16 protein-coding genes are annotated in these 18801 nt (G+C 47.4%); all 16 read left to right on the top strand.

The features are described 5' to 3' along the window. The first annotated feature begins 13 nt into the window (after positions 1 to 13). The gene (gene ribH / locus AC4E8D_RS20075) at positions 14 to 481 is read left to right on the top strand and encodes a 6,7-dimethyl-8-ribityllumazine synthase (RefSeq protein ID WP_076215868.1); all 468 of its coding nucleotides are present in this window, start codon (positions 14 to 16) and stop codon (positions 479 to 481) included. Between the two features lie 104 nt (positions 482 to 585). Continuing rightward, positions 586 to 1389, top strand: coding sequence for a segregation and condensation protein A (locus AC4E8D_RS20070; RefSeq protein ID WP_221822078.1), 804 nt, complete (start codon positions 586 to 588; stop codon positions 1387 to 1389). Then, a complete protein-coding gene (gene scpB / locus AC4E8D_RS20065; RefSeq protein WP_221822076.1) occupies positions 1358 to 2014 on the top strand; it encodes an SMC-Scp complex subunit ScpB in 657 nt (218 codons plus the stop codon). Before AC4E8D_RS20070 ends, scpB begins: the two co-directional genes overlap by 32 nt. Positions 2015 to 2392: 378 nt before the next feature. Beyond that, entirely contained in the window at positions 2393 to 3118 is a 726-nt protein-coding gene (locus tag AC4E8D_RS20060; RefSeq protein ID WP_221822075.1) for a DUF2953 domain-containing protein, read from the top strand. A gap of 225 nt (positions 3119 to 3343) precedes the next feature. After that, positions 3344 to 3820, top strand: a complete 477-nt coding sequence (ytfJ, locus tag AC4E8D_RS20055) for a GerW family sporulation protein (protein WP_221822074.1) — start codon at positions 3344 to 3346, stop codon at positions 3818 to 3820. Between the two features lie 130 nt (positions 3821 to 3950). Then, positions 3951 to 5150, top strand: a complete 1200-nt coding sequence (locus AC4E8D_RS20050) for a D-alanyl-D-alanine carboxypeptidase family protein (protein ID WP_221822073.1) — start codon at positions 3951 to 3953, stop codon at positions 5148 to 5150. A gap of 31 nt (positions 5151 to 5181) precedes the next feature. Next, the gene (locus tag AC4E8D_RS20045; protein WP_036672256.1) at positions 5182 to 5808 is read left to right on the top strand and encodes a nucleoside recognition domain-containing protein; all 627 of its coding nucleotides are present in this window, start codon (positions 5182 to 5184) and stop codon (positions 5806 to 5808) included. A 6-nt stretch (positions 5809 to 5814) separates the two neighbouring features. Then, positions 5815 to 6348: a spore maturation protein gene (locus tag AC4E8D_RS20040; RefSeq protein ID WP_017687658.1), complete on the top strand. Its 534-nt coding sequence runs from the start codon at positions 5815 to 5817 to the stop codon at positions 6346 to 6348. 63 nt (positions 6349 to 6411) lie between these two features. Continuing rightward, entirely contained in the window at positions 6412 to 7230 is an 819-nt protein-coding gene (locus tag AC4E8D_RS20035; RefSeq protein ID WP_221822072.1) for a S1 family peptidase, read from the top strand. 196 nt (positions 7231 to 7426) lie between these two features. Further along, a complete protein-coding gene (locus tag AC4E8D_RS20030; RefSeq protein WP_036607741.1) occupies positions 7427 to 8176 on the top strand; it encodes a pseudouridine synthase in 750 nt (249 codons plus the stop codon). A gap of 134 nt (positions 8177 to 8310) precedes the next feature. After that, positions 8311 to 8838 carry a redoxin family protein gene (locus AC4E8D_RS20025; protein ID WP_221822071.1) on the top strand — a complete coding sequence of 176 codons (528 nt, stop codon included), beginning with the start codon at positions 8311 to 8313 and terminating at the stop codon, positions 8836 to 8838. Between the two features lie 14 nt (positions 8839 to 8852). Next, positions 8853 to 10526 (top strand): cytochrome c biogenesis protein ResB, encoded by a 1674-nt coding sequence (resB, locus tag AC4E8D_RS20020; RefSeq protein ID WP_490205147.1) that lies wholly within the window; start codon positions 8853 to 8855, stop codon positions 10524 to 10526. Continuing rightward, positions 10523 to 11785 carry a cytochrome c biogenesis protein CcsA gene (gene ccsA / locus AC4E8D_RS20015; protein ID WP_017687663.1) on the top strand — a complete coding sequence of 421 codons (1263 nt, stop codon included), beginning with the start codon at positions 10523 to 10525 and terminating at the stop codon, positions 11783 to 11785. Before resB ends, ccsA begins: the two co-directional genes overlap by 4 nt. Positions 11786 to 11924: 139 nt before the next feature. After that, the gene (locus tag AC4E8D_RS20010; protein WP_017687664.1) at positions 11925 to 12641 is read left to right on the top strand and encodes a response regulator transcription factor; all 717 of its coding nucleotides are present in this window, start codon (positions 11925 to 11927) and stop codon (positions 12639 to 12641) included. Positions 12642 to 12696: 55 nt separating this feature from the next. Continuing rightward, a complete protein-coding gene (locus AC4E8D_RS20005) occupies positions 12697 to 14094 on the top strand; it encodes a HAMP domain-containing histidine kinase (protein WP_017687665.1) in 1398 nt (465 codons plus the stop codon). Between the two features lie 194 nt (positions 14095 to 14288). Continuing rightward, positions 14289 to 18755 carry a BclA C-terminal domain-containing protein gene (locus AC4E8D_RS20000; protein WP_490205146.1) on the top strand — a complete coding sequence of 1489 codons (4467 nt, stop codon included), beginning with the start codon at positions 14289 to 14291 and terminating at the stop codon, positions 18753 to 18755. The last annotated feature ends 46 nt before the right edge of the window (positions 18756 to 18801 follow it).

Below are 18801 nucleotides of genomic sequence, written 5' to 3'. Positions count from 1 at the left end.
GGAGATGACATGAATGGCACAATTTTTTGAAGGACATTTAGTATCAGAAGGATTAAGATATGGAGTTGTTGTTGGACGTTTCAACGAATTCATCACGAGCAAATTGCTTAGCGCAGCGCTCGATGCATTCAAACGTCACGGCGTGAAGGATGAGGAAGTGGATGTAGCCTGGGTTCCAGGTGCGTTCGAAATCCCTTTAATAGCGCAGAAAATGGCGGAGAGCGGCAAGTATGATGCAGTAATTACCTTGGGAACTGTCATTCGTGGGTCCACTACGCATTACGATTATGTGTGCAACGAGATGGCTAAAGGGGTAGCGGCAATCAACCTGAAAACAGGCGTGCCTACAATCTTTGGACTGGTTACAACAGAAAATATTGAACAAGCGATTGAACGTGCCGGAACCAAGGCGGGTAACAAAGGTTGGGATGCGGCTACGGCGGCAATTGAGATGGCAAACTTGACGAAACAGCTAAAATAGTGCTTATTTAATAGTAGTGCCCTGCTTTGCGCAGACGAACACGGGAAACCGGATTCGGACGGCTTAGCAGGGTTTTGTATTTTTCTGGCGGGAGGATTCGTCTAGTGACGGTAGTTACATACAAACTGGAGACTTTTGAAGGGCCTTTGGATCTGCTGCTTCATCTGATTGATAAGGCTGAAATTCATATCCAGGATATTCCCATCAGCGATATTACCGATCAATACATGGCGTACCTGCATTCGATGCAGGAACTGGAACTGGATATTACGAGTGAATTTCTGGTCATGGCAGCAACATTGCTGTCGATCAAGAGCAAACTTTTATTGCCCAAACCACCGGTCATTGAGGATTTCGAGGATTATGATTATATGGAAGAAGAAGAAGATTATGATCCACGTGCAGAGCTGATTGCACGTCTGATAGAATATCGCAAGTACAAGGGAATTGCACGTCATCTTCATGAACGGGAGTGGGAACGCAGCCTTATATTTTCCAAAGAGCCCGAGGATCTGCGCCCCTATATGCCCGTAGAAGCCCAATCGAACCCGGTTGAGGGTTTACACACCTCTGATCTGATTGCAGCATTCCAGAAGGCGCTACGCAAGGCTGAGAAGCGTACAACTGTAACCCGAATCAAACGGGATGAGATTTCGGTTAAGGACCGGATACGGGATGTCATCGGCGCTTTGGAAAGTATGGGGCCGGGAGGCAGACTGTTATTCTCCAAGTTGATGGATGAGCATATCTATCGCCATGAGATTGTTGTCACTTTTCTGGCGGTGCTGGAACTGATGAAGATGAAGCAGATTGTCTGTTATCAGGAACGGATGTTTGAGGATATCGTTATGGAGTGGAGAGGGGAAACAAAGAATCATGGATTTTCCGAAATTGAAATCGATTATTGAAGGCCTGCTGTTTTTGTCCGGAGAAGAAGGTCTGAGTATCAAACAAATCGCCGAGATCGTCGACCAGCGAGTGGAGCTTGTAACGGACGCGATTGAGGAGATGATTCATGAATTTTCACAGCAGGGACGAGGTGTACAGATTCTCAAGATCGCGGGTGTAGTTCAGTTGGGCACCTTGCCTGAGCATGCTGTGTATTTTGAGAAACTGGCATACTCTCCAGCACGAACATCCTTATCCCAAGCGGCTCTGGAGACGCTGGCTATTGTAGCGTACCGGCAGCCCATTACACGGGTAGAGATTGAGGAAATCCGCGGTGTAAAATCGGAGCGGGCCATTCATACACTTGTGAATAAGGATCTGATTATTGAAGTGGGACGAGCCGAGGCGATCGGACGACCAATTCTGTACGGAACGACCAAGTCATTTCTGGATTATTTCGGATTGGCTTCAATTAAAGACCTACCGGAACCAGGCTTGTTTGAAGATTCGGAAAACCTGGAGGAAGAGACACAACTCTTATTCAACAAACTGGATCTGCAACAACTGGAACCGGAAAGTGCTGATCCGGCGGATGATCTAAGTCATATCGACAGCGAAGATGATAATACGGATTCTTCACTCTAATTTGCAAGCTCATACTAACCGGCACCCATCAGTGGAGTCGGTTTTTTTGTGTATTATTTTTAGATGAATTGAACTAAACATTGTACACAGAACGGAGAGGACAGAAATAATCTGAAGAAACGGAGTGTTCGCCTTTATCCCCGGATTTACCCTTTAGAGAAGGGAATCAAAAAAATCTGGGGATAACAGCGATCGGAAGGTTATTCTGTCATCGGAGTGACCAGTGTAACTAATCTTTAGACCAATTTGTGTATATAAAAGGTTACGGACCGGTTCCAAATAAATATGAAATGGGATTTTTAGGTCAGACGTGAATTTTTTCCTATTCAAAGTGCCATACTAGACGAGAAAAGAATTGAGGGCTTGGAGGTAAGGCCTGTGTGGATTTGGCTTGGAGGAATCGGTTTGTTGTTCGCATTGCTGATTGCCGCAGTCCTCATCTCAAATGTTCATGTACATTTTACATTCAGTAAACATAAAAGTGATGATTACGCCAATATTAATGTTCGTCTTCTCTATGGAATTGTGCGGATTAACTATGAGATCCCGAGTATTGTTTTTCGCAATATGAAGGAAGGTTTTCTGGTCAAGACCGAACAATCCATGAATCATTCGAGAGGGGAGGTCCAGGGAAGCGAGAGGGTCAACAAACGCAAAGTCAAGAAGTGGGCTAAAGATGTGAAAATCATGCTTAGGGCAACGGACGCGCTCAAGCTGTGGTTTAAGCAAACACTCACACGCGTACATATGACTCAACTGTCCTGGGCTACCCACATCGGGGTTGGTGATGCAGCGTATACGGCTGTCCTTACGGGTTGGGTATGGGGAATCAAGTCCATTATCATTGGTTTTCTGACCTATCAGGTTAAGTTTGAAAAGACGCCAATGCTTGAAGTTATACCGGTATGGTCAGATGAGATGGAGTTCCGGACGGAACTTGAATTCCGATTGAAGATCCGGATTACAGCCATTATGGTTGCAGGAATAAGGTTATTAACCCGAGTGTTACAAGTCGAGGGCGGATGGCGGATGTGGTTCAAGCTACTGCGGGAGCAGCGTCGTAAACACAAGGAGAAACAAAAGCTCGAAGGGGCAAAACCGTAACTCTTTGAAGACAGCGATGTGTTATTCGTTCATGTTTTCTCAATTTGGACTGGCAGTTCTGATGGGTACAGTGATGTGTAGAACACTCGTTACACATTTTAGCCCAGATGAGACTGAGAAATCGCAGGATATGGATAAAATGCATTTGTTACATAAGTCCCCTGGAGTTTGGGGATCATATGGTTAGATCAAACCTAGCTTACATTGAAACTGGAGGGAATTCAGATGTCAGATCATCCAATTCAAGGCTTAATGGAAACTGCAATGGAAAATATCAAGGCCATGGTGGATGTCAATACTATCGTTGGCGATGCAGTTGAAACACCTGACGGTACAGTCATTCTGCCGATCAGTAAAGTGGGTTTCGGATTTGCAGCAGGTGGTAGCGATTTTCGCGTGAATGATGAAAAGAACAAGGAGACTGGTTCCACGACAGGAGCGAAGACAGAGCATGCCTCTGTATCTTCACCTTTTGGTGGAGGTAGTGGTGGTGGAGTTTCCATCCGCCCAATCGCATTTCTTGTCGTTGGTAAACAAGGGGTACACATTGTACCACTCGATAACTCCACGCATTTGTTTGAGAAGCTCATTGACTCTACCCCTTATGTTCTTGACCGAATCCAGGGCATGTTCCAACGTAATACAACACAAACGAATACATCAGATGTACCCGTTACACCAGACCCATCAACGTACAGCTGAATCATTTCGTCATGATCCCTCCCGCATCCAAGCGTGAGGGATTTTTGCTGTTTTTGCCCTATGGGACATACTCCAAGTTGTCCGAACATAAGATAGTACAAGATTCCAAGTGACCCGGAGGAATGAATTGATGCGAAAAATAACGAAAGTCATTGCATGCATGCTTATCCCTGTCTTCTTGCTGTCTTCATTAGGGGCAACTCAAGCCCAGGCAACAATTCAAGGTCCGTCTACACATGCGCAAAGCGCTGCTCTCATTGATGTGACATCAGGCCGGATCTTATACAGCAAAGATGGGGATAAGGAACTGCGAATTGCCAGTTTGACCAAAATCATGACAGCGATCGTAGCGATTGAACACAGCAAGCTGGATGAAAAAGTGAAAGTGACGCCCACTGCTTTTGCCAAAGAAGGATCATCTCTCTATCTCAAGTTAGGTGAAGAGATGACACTGGAGAACATGTTGTACGGACTAATGCTCCGTTCAGGCAATGACGCGGCCTCTGCGATCGCAGAACATGTCGGTGGATCGGAAGAAGGCTTTGTCCTGTTAATGAACAAAAAGGCGGAGCAAATTGGTCTGACGCATTCTCATTTTATGAACCCTCATGGACTTGATGCAGAAGGTCACTATTCTACAGCCAATGACTTGGCCCGATTAACGGCATATGCCTTGCACAATCCGGTGTTCAAACGCATCGTAGCCACGGAGGACAAATCCGCACCGAACCCCAATGAAAGCTGGGAATACTCTTGGCACAATAAAAATAAAATGCTGCGGATGTATGAAGGTGCGGATGGAGTGAAGACGGGTTACACAAAGAAAGCTTTCAGATGTTTGGTCAGCTCCGCTACACGTAACGGACAGCAGCTCGCGGCGGTAACGCTGAATGATGGAAACGATTGGAATGATCATGCTCGGATGCTTGATTTCGGGTTTGAGTACTTCCCGTTGGTAGAGGTCGCCAAGCAAGAGCAGCCTGTGCAAAATACAGATGTCGTTACGGGCCGTGGATTCTGGTACCCACTGGCTAAGAGTGAACAAGGCTCATTGACCAAGAAACTGGTACTACACGAAAATCGAGGACAGTCGGAAACGGAAACGGAAACGGAAGGCAAGGAACAATCGACAGATCCTTCGTTCGGATTGGCAGGTCGCATTGATATGCAGCTTGATGGCAAACTTGTTGGCTCAATTCCCGTGTATCGCAAAGGCAGTTATATTCCTCCTGAACCGAAGACAGAAGATGCAACACTGGGTGGAGTCGGTGATGTCTCTTCCTGGGCAGCTGCATGGCGTGCCGTGTTAAGCCATCTATTGTCTCCTTAGCTAAATCGCCATTGAAGGGAGGATATAATCCGTGATTAATTTAATTTGGCTGCTCATGATTTTAATCGGATTTGCTTTTGCAGCCGTCAACGGCAATATCGAAGTGGTCACGCAAGCTGCTTTTGATGGGGCGGCAACGGGAGTCACGGTCTGTTTTGGACTGATTAGTGTGCTAGTGTTCTGGATGGGCATGATGAAAATGGCTGAAGATGCGGGTCTCCTGGCCCGGATTGCCAAGCTGCTCGGTCCGGTTGTTGGCTTCCTGTTCCCCGATGTGCCCAAAAATCATCCGGCGATGGGTTATATTCTCTCTAATATGAGTGCCAATCTGCTGGGGCTAGGAAATGCGGCTACTCCGATGGGAATCAAAGCCATGCAACAGCTGCAGGAGCTTAATCCGGACAAACAAACAGCTTCTCCTGCCATGTGCACCTTACTGGCTCTGAATACGGCTAGTATTACCATTATTCCGACAACGCTGATCGCCATCCGCTTAAACTATCATTCCGCCAATGCTACAGAGATTGTGGGAACAACATTGATGGCTACCATTATCGCTACACTTGCTGCTATAATCGCCGATCGCTGGTATCGGAACAGGGCATTACATAAACCGCCGCGCATACAGAAAAGTGGCAATCCCGGCATGAAAGGATGAGCACCTTTGTTAACCTTCATCAACTGGATCTCCGTCTGGGCCATCCCGGTTATTATCGCGTTTGTTCCATTATATGCGTTTACCAAAAAGGTCCCGGTTTACGAATCCTTTGTTGATGGGGCCAAGGATGGATTCTCTACTGCAATTAGTATTATTCCGCATCTCGTGGGCATGATGGTCGCAATCAGCGTATTTCGTGCCTCGGGTGCACTGGATTTTGTGATTAGTCTGTTCGCTCCACTTGTGTCATGGATGGGTGTTCCAGGGGAAGTGTTGCCACTCGGAATACTGCGTCCTTTAACGGGGACAGGCTCTCTGGCGTTTACAACCGATCTGATCAAAACCCATGGCCCTGACTCCATGATTGGACGTATGGCATCTACGATTCAGGGAAGTACAGACACCACGTTATATGTGCTGACTGTTTATTTTGGAGCTGTAGGCATAAGGAACGGTCGGTATGCACTCAAAGTAGGGTTGTTTTCCGATGTCGTTGGTTTTATTGCTGCCCTCGCCATTTGTTTGCTCGTTTTTGGTTAAAAGATATCTCCTTTCCTTCCGATATATTAGATATGCTAGAATAATAGCGGAGGAGAGTGAGACATGCAGAAGAGTTGGAAACGAATGCTCCGTGTCGGAATGTCAGGCGTGCTTGCTATTGCAATGCTCGCGGGTTCAACGGGGCTGGCGGCGGCTCAATCCGTTCAGACAATACATTTTACAGGTTACTTCGACAAACAGCTGCGTGCACAAATGGCAGTCACAGCGGATTCTTTTCCAGTCGTGAATGTACGTTTGGTCAAGCAGGATGAACCCGATATGGTATATTATGATGTTGGTACCTCAATATTGATCTCAAAGGATGAAGTGCTCACGAATTACCATGTCGTTCAGAGTTTTGCTGAACTGTCTGATGGTGATGAAGGTACACTGACTGTTGCAAGCCCGGGTTCCCTTAGTAAACCTATAAAGGCGAAAATTATTAAGACAGATCCGGTCACAGACATGGCACTGCTAAAGCTGGACAAGGAAATAGATGCCCAACCGGTCACATTTGCTAATGCAAGGGATAACCAGGTTGTCTATACGATTGGATTTCCCAAAAATCCTGCTGGTGATCTTGTCATCCTGGATGAAGATTTTCCTTCAACCTACAATACGATAGCCAAAAGCAGAGTGTTCAGTTCTCAAGCTTCGGACGTTCCAGGTAAAAAGGGAATCGGCAGTATTGTGAAATCCATGGCCCTAGGTAATTCAGGTGGTCCTGTTATGGATCAGAACAACCGGGTCATTGGTATGATGACATTTGTGTACGGTGGACGTACTTATTATATTACTTCCAAAACATTGCAGACTTTCATTAAAGAGAGTACTAAACCTGCCAAAAAACAGGTTGCAGTTGCCGGCAAAGTTTCCAATTAAATGATTTGAGAAAAAGGTCTATCTTTACGCCATCTGTGTTCAACAGGTCGTGTAAAGGCAGGCTTTTTTTGCGTCAACCTCAAAGGGGAAGGTAGCCTAAAATGCATATTCGTGTCGCCAGTTTACAAAATCCTTGGATTATCCTTGTGATTTCCTTGCGTGATGGGTATCATTAGTGTGAGGTGACATGACAAACATGGAAAGATTACAAAAAATTATCGCACAGGCAGGCATTGCATCCCGCCGCAAGAGCGAGGAACTAATCCTGTCCGGCAAAGTAGAAGTTAACGGGGAGGTCGTAACCGAACTGGGTACAAAAGCGAACCCCGAAGAGGATATGATTACAGTTAATGGAAAACCGATCCGCAGTGAGAAAAAAGTGTACTTGATGTTAAACAAGCCAAAAGGCGTAATCACAAGTGCATCTGACCCGGAAGGTCGGAAAATTGTATCCGACTACCTGAAAGGTGTCAAGGAACGTGTATATCCTGTGGGTCGTCTGGATTATGACACAGAGGGCTTATTGATCCTTACCAATGATGGTGAGTTTGCACATTTGCTGACGCATCCGAAGCATCACGTACCCAAAACGTATCATGCAACGGTTAAAGGTGTGCCGCATGGTACAGCTCTGGAGAAATTAAAGACAGGCATTATGCTGGATGACGGCATGACTGCTCCTGCAGAGGTAGAGTACAAAGATGTGGATACAGCGGCCAATGAGTCGGTCATTTCCATTACGATCTATGAAGGACGTAACCGTCAGGTTAGACGTATGTTCGAGGCAATCAACCATCCGGTAACCCGTCTGAAACGGATTTCGTTTGGTGGTATTTTGCTACAAAACCTGAAACGTGGTCTGACTCGTCATCTGACCAAAGAAGAAGTCAACAACCTAATTACCCTCGCACAATCAGAACCAGCCAAAAAAATGAAAAAAAGGTAATGTGAGGACACATAATTTTCATAAAACCGCCGCAGTTTTGTGACGAAATTCGCTATAATTGTTCATAGGATGTTCACAGTTGTCTTAGACCAATAAGATGCGAATGCTACAGTCACTTAAAAGGGGAGCAGCACATGGGGAAATCAAGAAGAACGGTGCAAATCGTCATTTTGTTATTGATCCTGGTGTTGGGCGGATATGCGATTACGACATCGGTATCCGGCTCGAATGGCAAGCCAAAGGAAGGGGACAAGTCTCCTTCTTTTGAACTGCTGGGCCTGGATGGTCAAGTTCATACGTCTGATGAGTACAAAGGAAAAGCGATGGTGATCAATTTCTGGGGCACATGGTGTGAACCTTGTGTTAAAGAAATGCCTGCACTTCAGGCGCAAGCTGACAAATGGAAGGAACAGGGAGTGCAATTTGTCGGGATTAATGTTGGAGAAGACCAGATGACCGTGGATAATTTTGTTCGGCAGGTTGGGGTTACGTTTCCAATCATGCTTGATCGGGAGAAAAACTCGGTTCGTGATTTTGGGATCTCTCCGATGCCAACGACATTCTTTGTATCCGACACGGGCAAAATCTCTACCATTCATATCGGTCAACTTGATTTGGACACACTTGACGCTCAAATTTCGCAACTGGCGAAGCAGCCCTGACAGGAGGTCTATTCGTGTTCCAAAATACCAAATGTGAGTGCGGACACCAGAATCCGGTAGGCACTGTACTATGTGAAGCATGTGGGAAACCGCTGCTGGAGTCTGAAGCTAAATCGGATGAAGTGTTGGAAATGCGTTATGATGGCATGGCGCGCCGTTCACAGCGTAGTAATCCCAACATCATTGACCGCATATGGAACTTTTTTTCTTCCGTTAAAATTGCCGTCTATATGATTGTTTTTACGCTTGTAGGTTCTATGCTTGGTACAATCTATCCGCAAGAAAGTACATTTCTGAATATCGATCCTTCCGTGTACTACAAAGAAACATACGGTCAGTTGGGACATATCTATTATCTGTTGGGTTTATCCCATACATACGAATCCTGGTGGTTTATTCTACTGCTGGTGCTGATTGGGGCATCATTGGTGATATGCAGTCTGGATCGCGTCCTGCCGCTCTACAAAGCACTGAATAAACAAAGAATACGTAAGCATACGCAATTTTTGACAAGACAGCGTCTGGTGTACCAAGGTACCATCGAAGAGGCACCAGAAGACTGGATTAAGAAAGCGGTTACGCCACTGAAAAAGAAAGGATACCGCGTGCACACCCAGGGTGATGCATTACTCGCAGAGAAACAACGATTCAGTCGATGGGGCCCATATGTTATCCATATTGGACTCATTATATTTCTGCTGGCGGTGCTCGCACGAGGGCTTCCAGGTCTGAATCTGGACGAGCATGTCGCTTTTCCTGAAGGTGAGATCAAAAAGATCCCGAATACGTCGATGTATCTCCAAAATGAACAGTTTAATGTTGAATTCTACAGTGAGGAAGAAGTACCTGAGCAATTCCGTAACCTCAATAAAACCGTTCCGAAACTGTTCGAAACAAAAGTTGTTTTGTATGAATGTACAGCAGATTGTTCGGATCTCTCGAAGAAACCTCAGTTAGCTGAGGTGGCCAGACATGATGTACGCGTGAATCATCCATTGAATTATAACGGTCTGAAAGCATATCAGTTTGATTATGATCTAACACCCACCATTCGGTCCGTAACACCTGATCTGGTCAATACAAAGACGGGTGAAGTATACGGGGCACTCAAGATCGATATGGTAGATACCCAAAGAACATTTGAAGCTGGTCCTTATAAGCTTACGGTAAAAGAAAAGTTTATGGACTTTGGATTGGATGAGAATGGTCAGCCCAAATCAAAATCGCCTTCACCTAATGCACCTGCTTTTCTCTTTCTCATCAAGGGACCGGATCTGCCCGAAGAGGGGATACAATATCTGTACTTTGCGAAGCAGATTGATAAACAAAGGTTTCAACAGGATGCGATTAACCAACAGCTGACTGGAGCTGATATTCCTTTACAGCTGGAAGTAGACAGCATGGACAAGGTCGATATTATTCAGTCCGTAAGTTATCTCAATATAAGAGTGGATAAGGCAATGCCTTTTGTGTGGGTAGGAGCCGGTATTGTTATGTTGGGTCTGGTCATGGGTTTTTATTGGCATCATCGCCGCATTTGGATTCGTTTTGATGATAAACAGCTCACCTTGGGTGGACATACCAACAAAAACTGGTTTGGCTTCAGGCGTGAAGTTGCGGCCGTTTTGAAACAGATGAATCTGGAAGTTGAAGAGAAGTCGTTGGATAACGGGGGGAACCAGGCATGAGATTATTGGATTTCAGCAGCGACGCATTTATCGTATCTTTCTTTCTCTATTGTGCTGCATTCTTGTTATATGCTGTCGCGGTCATGGGCAAAAAATGGAGTAATCGTGATCCTCTGGACCATATGAATCGCTGGGGTAAAAGAGCTTTTATCGCTTCGACTGTTGCCTTGGCGGCGCATATCGTATTTTTTGTAACCCGATGGGCTGGGGCAGGTCATATCCCGGTCAGTAACATGTATGAGTTCATGTCTTTTCTGTCCATGATGATCATGGTTGCATTTATTGTTGTATATGCCATATACCGAAAGTCATTACTGGGTTTGTTTGCCTTACCACTTACCATTATTATTATGGCGTACGCCGCTGTATTTCCTCAGGAGGTACAACCATTAATCCCGGCGCTTCAGTCCATTTGGCTGAAAATTCACGTGACATTGGCTGCGCTTGGTGAAGCATTCTTCGCCGTGGGTTTTGCCGCAGGGTTCATGTATTTGCTCCGTACTGTTGATTTCAGTGGTAAAGACAAGTCTTCAAGACGTCAACGAGGATGGGTTGAATTCACCCTGGTTACGATCGTTGTAGTCATCGGATTTATCGGAACGGTATTTGCCTTTCGTACAGCTGGTTACGAGGCGGTTTTTGTACAGAAAACGGTCAGCATTGACACAGAGGTACAGGAAAATAGTACAATAGAGAAAGTGATTTATCGCATGCCTCCGATTTTTGCACCATATAATAGCGAAGTGGAGAGCATGACACCGTTTCTTGGCATGAAAAAACCTTTACTTGAGACGCCTTCCTGGATGAACGGGGTAAATGCCGGGCGCAAGCTGAATACGGTGGTTTGGTCACTTATTGTAGGTCTAATCCTGTATGGAATTGTACGACTTCTTGTGCGCAGACCACTGGGACAAGCGTTACAACCAATGATGGATGGAATCGATGCCGATGATCTGGATGAGATAAGTTATCGCGCGATTGCCATTGGTTTTCCGATATTTACGCTGGGAGCATTAATTTTTGCCATGATCTGGGCTCAGATTGCCTGGAGTCGCTTTTGGGGTTGGGACCCTAAAGAGGTGTGGGCATTGATTACGTGGCTATATTATAGTGTGTATCTGCATTTGCGTTTATCCAGAGGTTGGCAAGGTCAGAAGTCTGCATGGCTTGCAGTTCTTGGCTTCCTGGTCGTCATGTTTACACTAGTTGGGGTGAATTTGATCATTGCCGGATTACATTCTTATGCTGGAGCTGACTAGGACAGACTTGTATTGCAAAGGTTGAGTTTAGAAGCGGGAAACACAAATGTACCTTTTTATTGAAGGGTATTCAAATATTGTTCGCCAGATCGAACATAATAGAAGTGATGAGGAGTTATTGCAAAGGGGCTGGAGAGGCATGGCTGAACATGAGAATCGAATACTGGTCGTGGATGACGAAGAGAGAATCCGCAGGCTTTTGAAAATGTATCTTGAAAAAGAAGGTTATGAAATCGATGAAGCTGAGGATGGGGAAACTGCGCTGCGTAAAGCAACAGCAGGGGACTACGGGCTGATTTTGCTTGATGTGATGTTGCCGGGTATGGATGGTGTTGAAGTGTGTACCCGTCTTCGTCAGGTGAAATCAACGCCGGTTTTGATGCTCACTGCAAAAGGTGAAGAGATTAACCGGGTTCAAGGCTTCGAAGTTGGCGCTGATGATTATGTTGTAAAACCATTCAGCCCGCGTGAAGTGATTTATCGCGTCAAAGCGATTTTGCGTCGATCTTCCGCGACAGCTTATCTCTCCAAGGAGAGCAATTCGAGTAACAACATCGTGTTCCCGCATCTGGTTATTGAGCATGATGCCCACCGGGTAACCGCTGGTGGCGAAGAGATTAGTCTTACACCGAAAGAATATGAATTGCTGCACTACCTGGCAACATCTCCCGACAAAGTTTTCTCCAGAGAAGAATTGCTCAAAGATGTATGGAATTACGAATTCTTTGGCGATCTTCGTACCGTGGATACGCACGTGAAGCGTCTTCGCGAGAAACTTAACAAGGTATCGCCTGAATCGGCGGCCATGATTACGACGGTGTGGGGTGTGGGTTATAAACTGGAAGTACCGAAGTAGTTTTAGTTTCTGGAGATCACTGGTCGGGAAGTTATGGATCACTATTATCTGCCTTGTGGGTTGTGTACTTATAGCGCTGGGTCTTTTTTTGCTGCCCTACATTGATACAAACTTTGCAGAATCCGAATCCAGAGATATTAAGCGGTTGTTCACCTATATCTGTATTATCGGATTCAGTTTAACCACGTTTTTTGCATTGTTTCTATTCACCAAAATAACGCAACCCATGCAGCAATTGATTCAGGCAGCCAATGCGATTCGCAAAGGGAACTACGGAACACGTCTCTCCCTGGTAACGAGTGATGAGATTGGTGAACTTGCCAACACATTTAATCATATGGCTGCCCAACTGGAAGATAATATTCGAAACCTTAACCATGAGAAGGAACATTTGGCGAGTGTGCTTCGCAGCATGACCGATGCGGTGGTTACATTTGATGGTGAAGGTAAAGTTATTCTGACGAATCCGCCTGGAGAAAAGATCATGCAGACATGGTATGATCTCGATTGGGCAAAAATGGACGAAGGACAAGAATCCGAGCAGTCTGACAAGACATCGCGTGATGTACCTGAGCCCCTTCTTCCTTTATTCAGAATGGTGATGGAGCAAGGTGGGGACCAGAACTCCAATGTTCACGTACAGCAAGGTGTCTGGTCTGTTCAGATGGCACCGTTGTATGCTGACAGTGTTGTCAGAGGGGCTGTGGCTGTCTTAAGAGATGTAACAGAAGAAGTGCGTCTGGAGAAGATGCGGCGTGATTTCGTGGCCAACGTATCTCATGAGATACGTACCCCATTATCCATGATGCAAGGCTACAGCGAAGCGCTTCTGGACGGCATGGCAACCTCACCCGAAGAGAGCGAAGAACTGATCCAAGTCATTCATGATGAGTCCTTGCGGATGGGCAGACTGGTTAAAGACTTGCTTGACCTTGCGCGGATGGAAGCTGGACACACGGACATGGTGATGAAGGAAGTTGACCTCGGAGAGCTACTTGAACGTGTATATCGGAAGTTCTCGGTGCGTTCAAAAGAACAGGGAATTCAACTGCAATTTAAGTTCGAACAACCAACTATTGAACTTCAACAGGCAGATGAGGATCGACTTGAGCAAGTATTTACGAATTTGCTGGATAATGCGTTCAGACATACACCTACTGGCAAAAATGTAATGATCTCAGCCGAGAGGGTCACTTATCTTCGTGCTCCATTTGTCAGAGTTTCTGTGAAGGATCAGGGTGTAGGTATCCCTTCATCCGACTTGCCATTTATTTTTGAACGATTCTACAAAGCAGACAAGGCTCGTGTTCGGGGAGAAAGTGTAGGTACGGGGCTTGGTTTAGCGATTGTGAAAAATATTGTTGATGCGCATCAGGGCATGATTACTGTCAATAGTGTGCTTGGCGAAGGAACAGAGTTTATTTTGCAATTTCCTTTGGATTCATCGAAATAGCCTGAATTTCATACAAAAAGTGCGGAAACACCCTCTTAAGGAGGGTGTTTTTTTGTTGAAGACTACCGTTTAATCTTGTTCAACGTGGAACATGAATGGTCTTTTTTTGACTAAAAAGAGTGTCCAAGATAATTTTCCTTCCTATGTTACATAAGCTTGAAAAGCAAGCAAGATAGAGGAGGATTGAGATAAGCATGTCCGATGATCGAAAAAGGGTCAATATTAAAGCTTTTCTGGACGGCAGATCTTTTAGAGCGGGCTCTCCGTTTATTCCAATAACTACAAGAGAACTGGAGGAGTTTGAATCTACACTGCGTTCTTTGGCTGTGGCTATTCCTGCTGCAATCAGTCAGCCGACTTCAGCCAATATAATGTCTTTGCAGAACGCATTACGCCAGTTACTTACTTTTGTGAATCAATCCGGATTTCGTGCGGGGGTAAAGGCAGAATTACAAGCCGTATTGGAATTAACGATTGCAGGTTCAGAGGTTGTCCCTGTTCCTCTTATTAATCTCGCAGGTAACTTGCAGAACTTACTGGATGACTTGTTAAGTGTGACGCTGCTTCTGGAAGTACCACCTGCAGAAAAAGATAAACTTGTGGGATTAATTCGATCGATCTCCATATCGCTAAGCCGGGCGACGACAACTCTTGGAACTGGAGGGATTACCGGACCAGCTGGTCCACAGGGAGTGCCAGGAGTTCCGGGGGTACCCGGTGTCCCGGGAGTCCCTGGGGTGAAAGGGGCTACTGGTACACCTGGAGGAATTGGACCAGTAGGGCCGGTTGGCCCAGTCGGTCCACAGGGAGCACAGGGGCCGGCAGGAGCACCTGGTGTTGGCTTGAACAATATTACTGCATATGATCCTGCACTGGGACCAACTTATGCTCAAGGTCAAGTAGTAAGCTACGATGGCAGTCTTTATGTTGCCAATGTAAACGGTCCCTTGGGTACACCCGGAAGTTCTCCAGACTACACTCTTTTGCTGTCGGGTGGAACGACTGGAGCAACGGGAGCAACCGGAGGTGGTTTGACAGGAGCAGTAGCATTTAATCCAGCGCTCGCCCCGGGTTATCCAGCAGGTCAAGTCATTACGTATAATGGTAGTACTTACATTGCAAGTGTAGCTGGTCCTCTAGGAACACCGGGATCTTCATCGGATTACACATTAATCGCTGCTGCGGGGGCGACTGGTGTAACTGGAGCCACAGGTGCAGGATTAAGTGGCATCGTGCCATTCGATCCCGCATTAGCCCCAACATATCCAGCTGGACAGATCGTCACGTTTGGTGGCAGTACTTACATTACAAATCTCGCTTCGCCAACGGGTACGCCAGGAAGTTCTCCAGATTATACGTTGTTAGCAGGATCGGGAGTTACAGGTGCGACCGGAGCTACGGGCATCGGTCTCAATGGTGCAGTTCCGTTTGACCCTGCAGTAGCTCCAACGTACCCAGCAGGTCAGGTCGTTACCTTCAATGGCAGTACGTATATAACGACTGTGGCTTCTCCTACGGGTACGCCAGGTACTTCGCCAGACTATACATTGCTTGCAGGTGCAGGACCTACAGGAGCCACAGGTGCGTCAGGTGTAACGGGAACAACCGGGGCGGGATTGACAGGCCTAGTGCCATTTGATCCAGCCGTAGCCCCAACGTATCCAGCGGGTCAGGTCGTCACTTTCAATGGTAGTACGTATATTGCAAATGTGGCATCGCCAACCGGAACGCCTGGGACTTCACCGGATTACACGTTGCTTGCTGGAGCAGGAGCAACGGGAGTTACAGGAGTAACTGGAGTTGGAGTAACGGGAAGTACCGGAGCTATAGGAGCGTCTGGTCTTACAGGGTTGACTGGGGCGACGGGAATTACAGGAGCCACGGGTTTAAGCGTAACGGGATCAACAGGAGTAACTGGAGGAACCGGGGCAACTGGAGCGACAGGCGTAGGTTTGAGTGGCATTGTATCATTCGATCCAGCCGTAGCCCCAACGTATCCTGCAGGTCAAGTCGTAACGTTTAACGGTAGTACGTATATTGCAAATGTGGCATCTCCAACCGGAACGCCGGGGACTTCACCGGATTACACGTTGATTGCTGGCGCAGGAGCGACAGGTGTGACCGGTGCAACTGGAGTTGGAGTAACGGGAAGTACTGGTGAAACAGGAGCATCCGGCGTAACAGGAGCGACAGGCGTAGGTTTGAGTGGCATTGTACCATTCGATCCAGCCGTGGCCCCAACGTATCCTGCAGGTCAAGTCGTAACGTTTAACGGTAGTACGTATATTGCAAATGTGGCATCTCCAACCGGAACGCCGGGGACTTCACCGGATTACACGTTGATTGCTGGCGCAGGAGCGACAGGTGTGACCGGTGCAACTGGAGTTGGAGTAACGGGAAGTACTGGTGAAACAGGAGCGACTGGTCTTACAGGGTTAACCGGGGCGACGGGAATTACAGGAGCCACGGGATTAAGCGTAACAGGAGTAACTGGAGGAACTGGGGCAACTGGTGAAACAGGAGCGACTGGTCTTGTAGGGTTGACTGGGGCGACGGGAATTACAGGAGCCACAGGATTAAGCGTAACGGGATCAACAGGAGTGACTGGAGGAACCGGGGCAACTGGTGAAACGGGAGCGACAGGCGTAGGTTTGAGTGGCATTGTACCATTCGATCCAGCCGTAGCCCCAACGTATCCAGCGGGTCAAGTCGTAACGTTCAACGGCAGTACGTATATTGCAAATGTGGCATCGCCAACCGGAACGCCGGGGACTTCACCGGATTACACGTTGCTTGCGGGCGCAGGAGCGACAGGTGTGACCGGTACAACTGGAGTTGGAGTTACAGGAAGTACGGGTGAAACCGGAGCGACTGGTCTTACAGGGTTGACCGGGGAAACTGGAATTACAGGAGCTACAGGATTAAGCGTAACGGGATCAACAGGAGTAACTGGAGGAACCGGGGCAACTGGTGAAACGGGAGCGACAGGCGTAGGTTTGAGTGGCATTGTACCATTCGATCCAGCCGTAGCCCCAACGTATCCAGCGGGTCAAGTAGTAACGTTCAACGGCAGTACGTATATTGCGAATGCGGCATCGCCAACCGGAACGCCGGGGACTTCACCAGATTACACGTTGATCGCTGGAGCAGGAGCGACAGGTGTGACAGGAGCAACCGGCATTGGAGTTACAGGAAGTACTGGTGAAACCGGAGCGACTGGTGTTGCGGGGCTAACCGGGGCAACTGGAATTACAGGAGCCACAGGATTAAGCGTAACGGGATCAACAGGAGTAACTGGAGGAACTGGGGCAACTGGTGAGACAGGAGCGACTGGTGTTACAGGGTTGACTGGGGCGACGGGGATCACAGGAGCCACGGGATTAAGCGTAACAGGTACTACTGGAGCTACAGGTGAAACAGGAGCCACAGGTATAACCGGAGCCACGGGAGTCGGCGTAACGGGAAGCACCGGGGTAACTGGTATCACAGGGGAAACCGGAGCGACAGGTATAACGGGAGCCACAGGAGTCGGCATAACAGGAAGTACTGGAGTAACTGGTGTCACAGGGGAAACCGGAGCAACCGGTGCGACTGGGGGAACAGGAGCCACAGGTATAACCGGAGCCACGGGAGTCGGTGTAACAGGAAGTACCGGAGTAACTGGTGTCACAGGGGAAACCGGAGCAACTGGTGCGACTGGGGGAACCGGAGCGACAGGTACAACCGGAGCCACGGGAGTCGGCGTAACGGGAAGTACCGGAGCAACTGGTGTTACGGGGGAAAGCGGAGCGACAGGTATAACGGGAGCAACGGGAATCGGCGTAACGGGGAGCACCGGGGCAACTGGTGCGACGGGGGAAACCGGAGCCACAGGTATAACCGGAGTAACGGGAGTCGGTGTAACGGGAAGTACCGGAGTAACTGGTGTCACTGGGGAAACCGGAGCCACAGGCATAACCGGAGCCACGGGAGTCGGTGTAACGGGAAGTACCGGAGTAACTGGTGTCACTGGGGAAACCGGAGCCACAGGTATAACCGGAGCCACGGGAGTTGGCATAACGGGAAGTACTGGAGTAACTGGTGTCACTGGGGAAACAGGGGCCACAGGTATAACGGGAGCTACGGGAGTTGGTGTAACGGGAAGTACCGGAGCAACCGGTGCGTCTGGGGGAACAGGAGCCACAGGTATAACGGGAGCCACGGGAGTGGGCGTAACCGGAAGTACAGGAGTTACCGGAGCAACAGGTGCAACTGGAACATCTGTAACATCTAACTCGGCTTTTGCTGAGAACACTAATGGTACGATTGTTGTTATATTGGGTGGTACACTCGTTCCGTTACCGAATAACCAAAATATTGGCACAGGTATAACCGTCAATGGGGCTAATGACACCTTCACACTGACCAATGCAGGTCGTTACTATATCTCATACAAAATAAGTCTGACAGCTGCACTTGCTATCCAATCTCGGGTTTTACTTAACGGTACAGTTATTCCAGCGAGTGTAGTATCTCCAGTACTTTCTCTCAGTCAGCTTCAGTCGGACTTTATGATTACCGTTACCGCTGGTTCAACAATACAGTTACAATTATTCGGGCTCGTTGGCACAGCTATTCTTTCTCCTCCGGGATCTACACTAAACATCATTCAGTTAAGTTAATAGTTCGATAATGTATAAAGACTATTTCTCTAATGGGCAAAAGAAG

It is taken from the genome of Paenibacillus sp. SRL342, from assembly GCF_984798905.1.
This window is presented reverse-complemented; position numbering and strand designations above follow the sequence as displayed.

Excerpts from the sequence above, each read along its gene's own strand:
- ribH (WP_076215868.1), top strand. The coding sequence starts at position 14 with ATGGCACAATTTTTTGAAGGACATTTAGTATCAGAAGGATTAAGATAT.
- scpB (WP_221822076.1), top strand. The coding sequence starts at position 1,358 with ATGGATTTTCCGAAATTGAAATCGATTATTGAAGGCCTGCTGTTTTTG.
- ytfJ (WP_221822074.1), top strand. The coding sequence starts at position 3,344 with ATGTCAGATCATCCAATTCAAGGCTTAATGGAAACTGCAATGGAAAAT.
- AC4E8D_RS20050 (WP_221822073.1), top strand. The coding sequence starts at position 3,951 with ATGCGAAAAATAACGAAAGTCATTGCATGCATGCTTATCCCTGTCTTC.
- AC4E8D_RS20035 (WP_221822072.1), top strand. The coding sequence starts at position 6,412 with ATGCAGAAGAGTTGGAAACGAATGCTCCGTGTCGGAATGTCAGGCGTG.
- AC4E8D_RS20030 (WP_036607741.1), top strand. The coding sequence starts at position 7,427 with ATGGAAAGATTACAAAAAATTATCGCACAGGCAGGCATTGCATCCCGC.
- AC4E8D_RS20025 (WP_221822071.1), top strand. The coding sequence starts at position 8,311 with ATGGGGAAATCAAGAAGAACGGTGCAAATCGTCATTTTGTTATTGATC.
- ccsA (WP_017687663.1), top strand. The coding sequence starts at position 10,523 with ATGAGATTATTGGATTTCAGCAGCGACGCATTTATCGTATCTTTCTTT.
- AC4E8D_RS20010 (WP_017687664.1), top strand. The coding sequence starts at position 11,925 with ATGGCTGAACATGAGAATCGAATACTGGTCGTGGATGACGAAGAGAGA.
- AC4E8D_RS20000 (WP_490205146.1), top strand. The coding sequence starts at position 14,289 with ATGTCCGATGATCGAAAAAGGGTCAATATTAAAGCTTTTCTGGACGGC.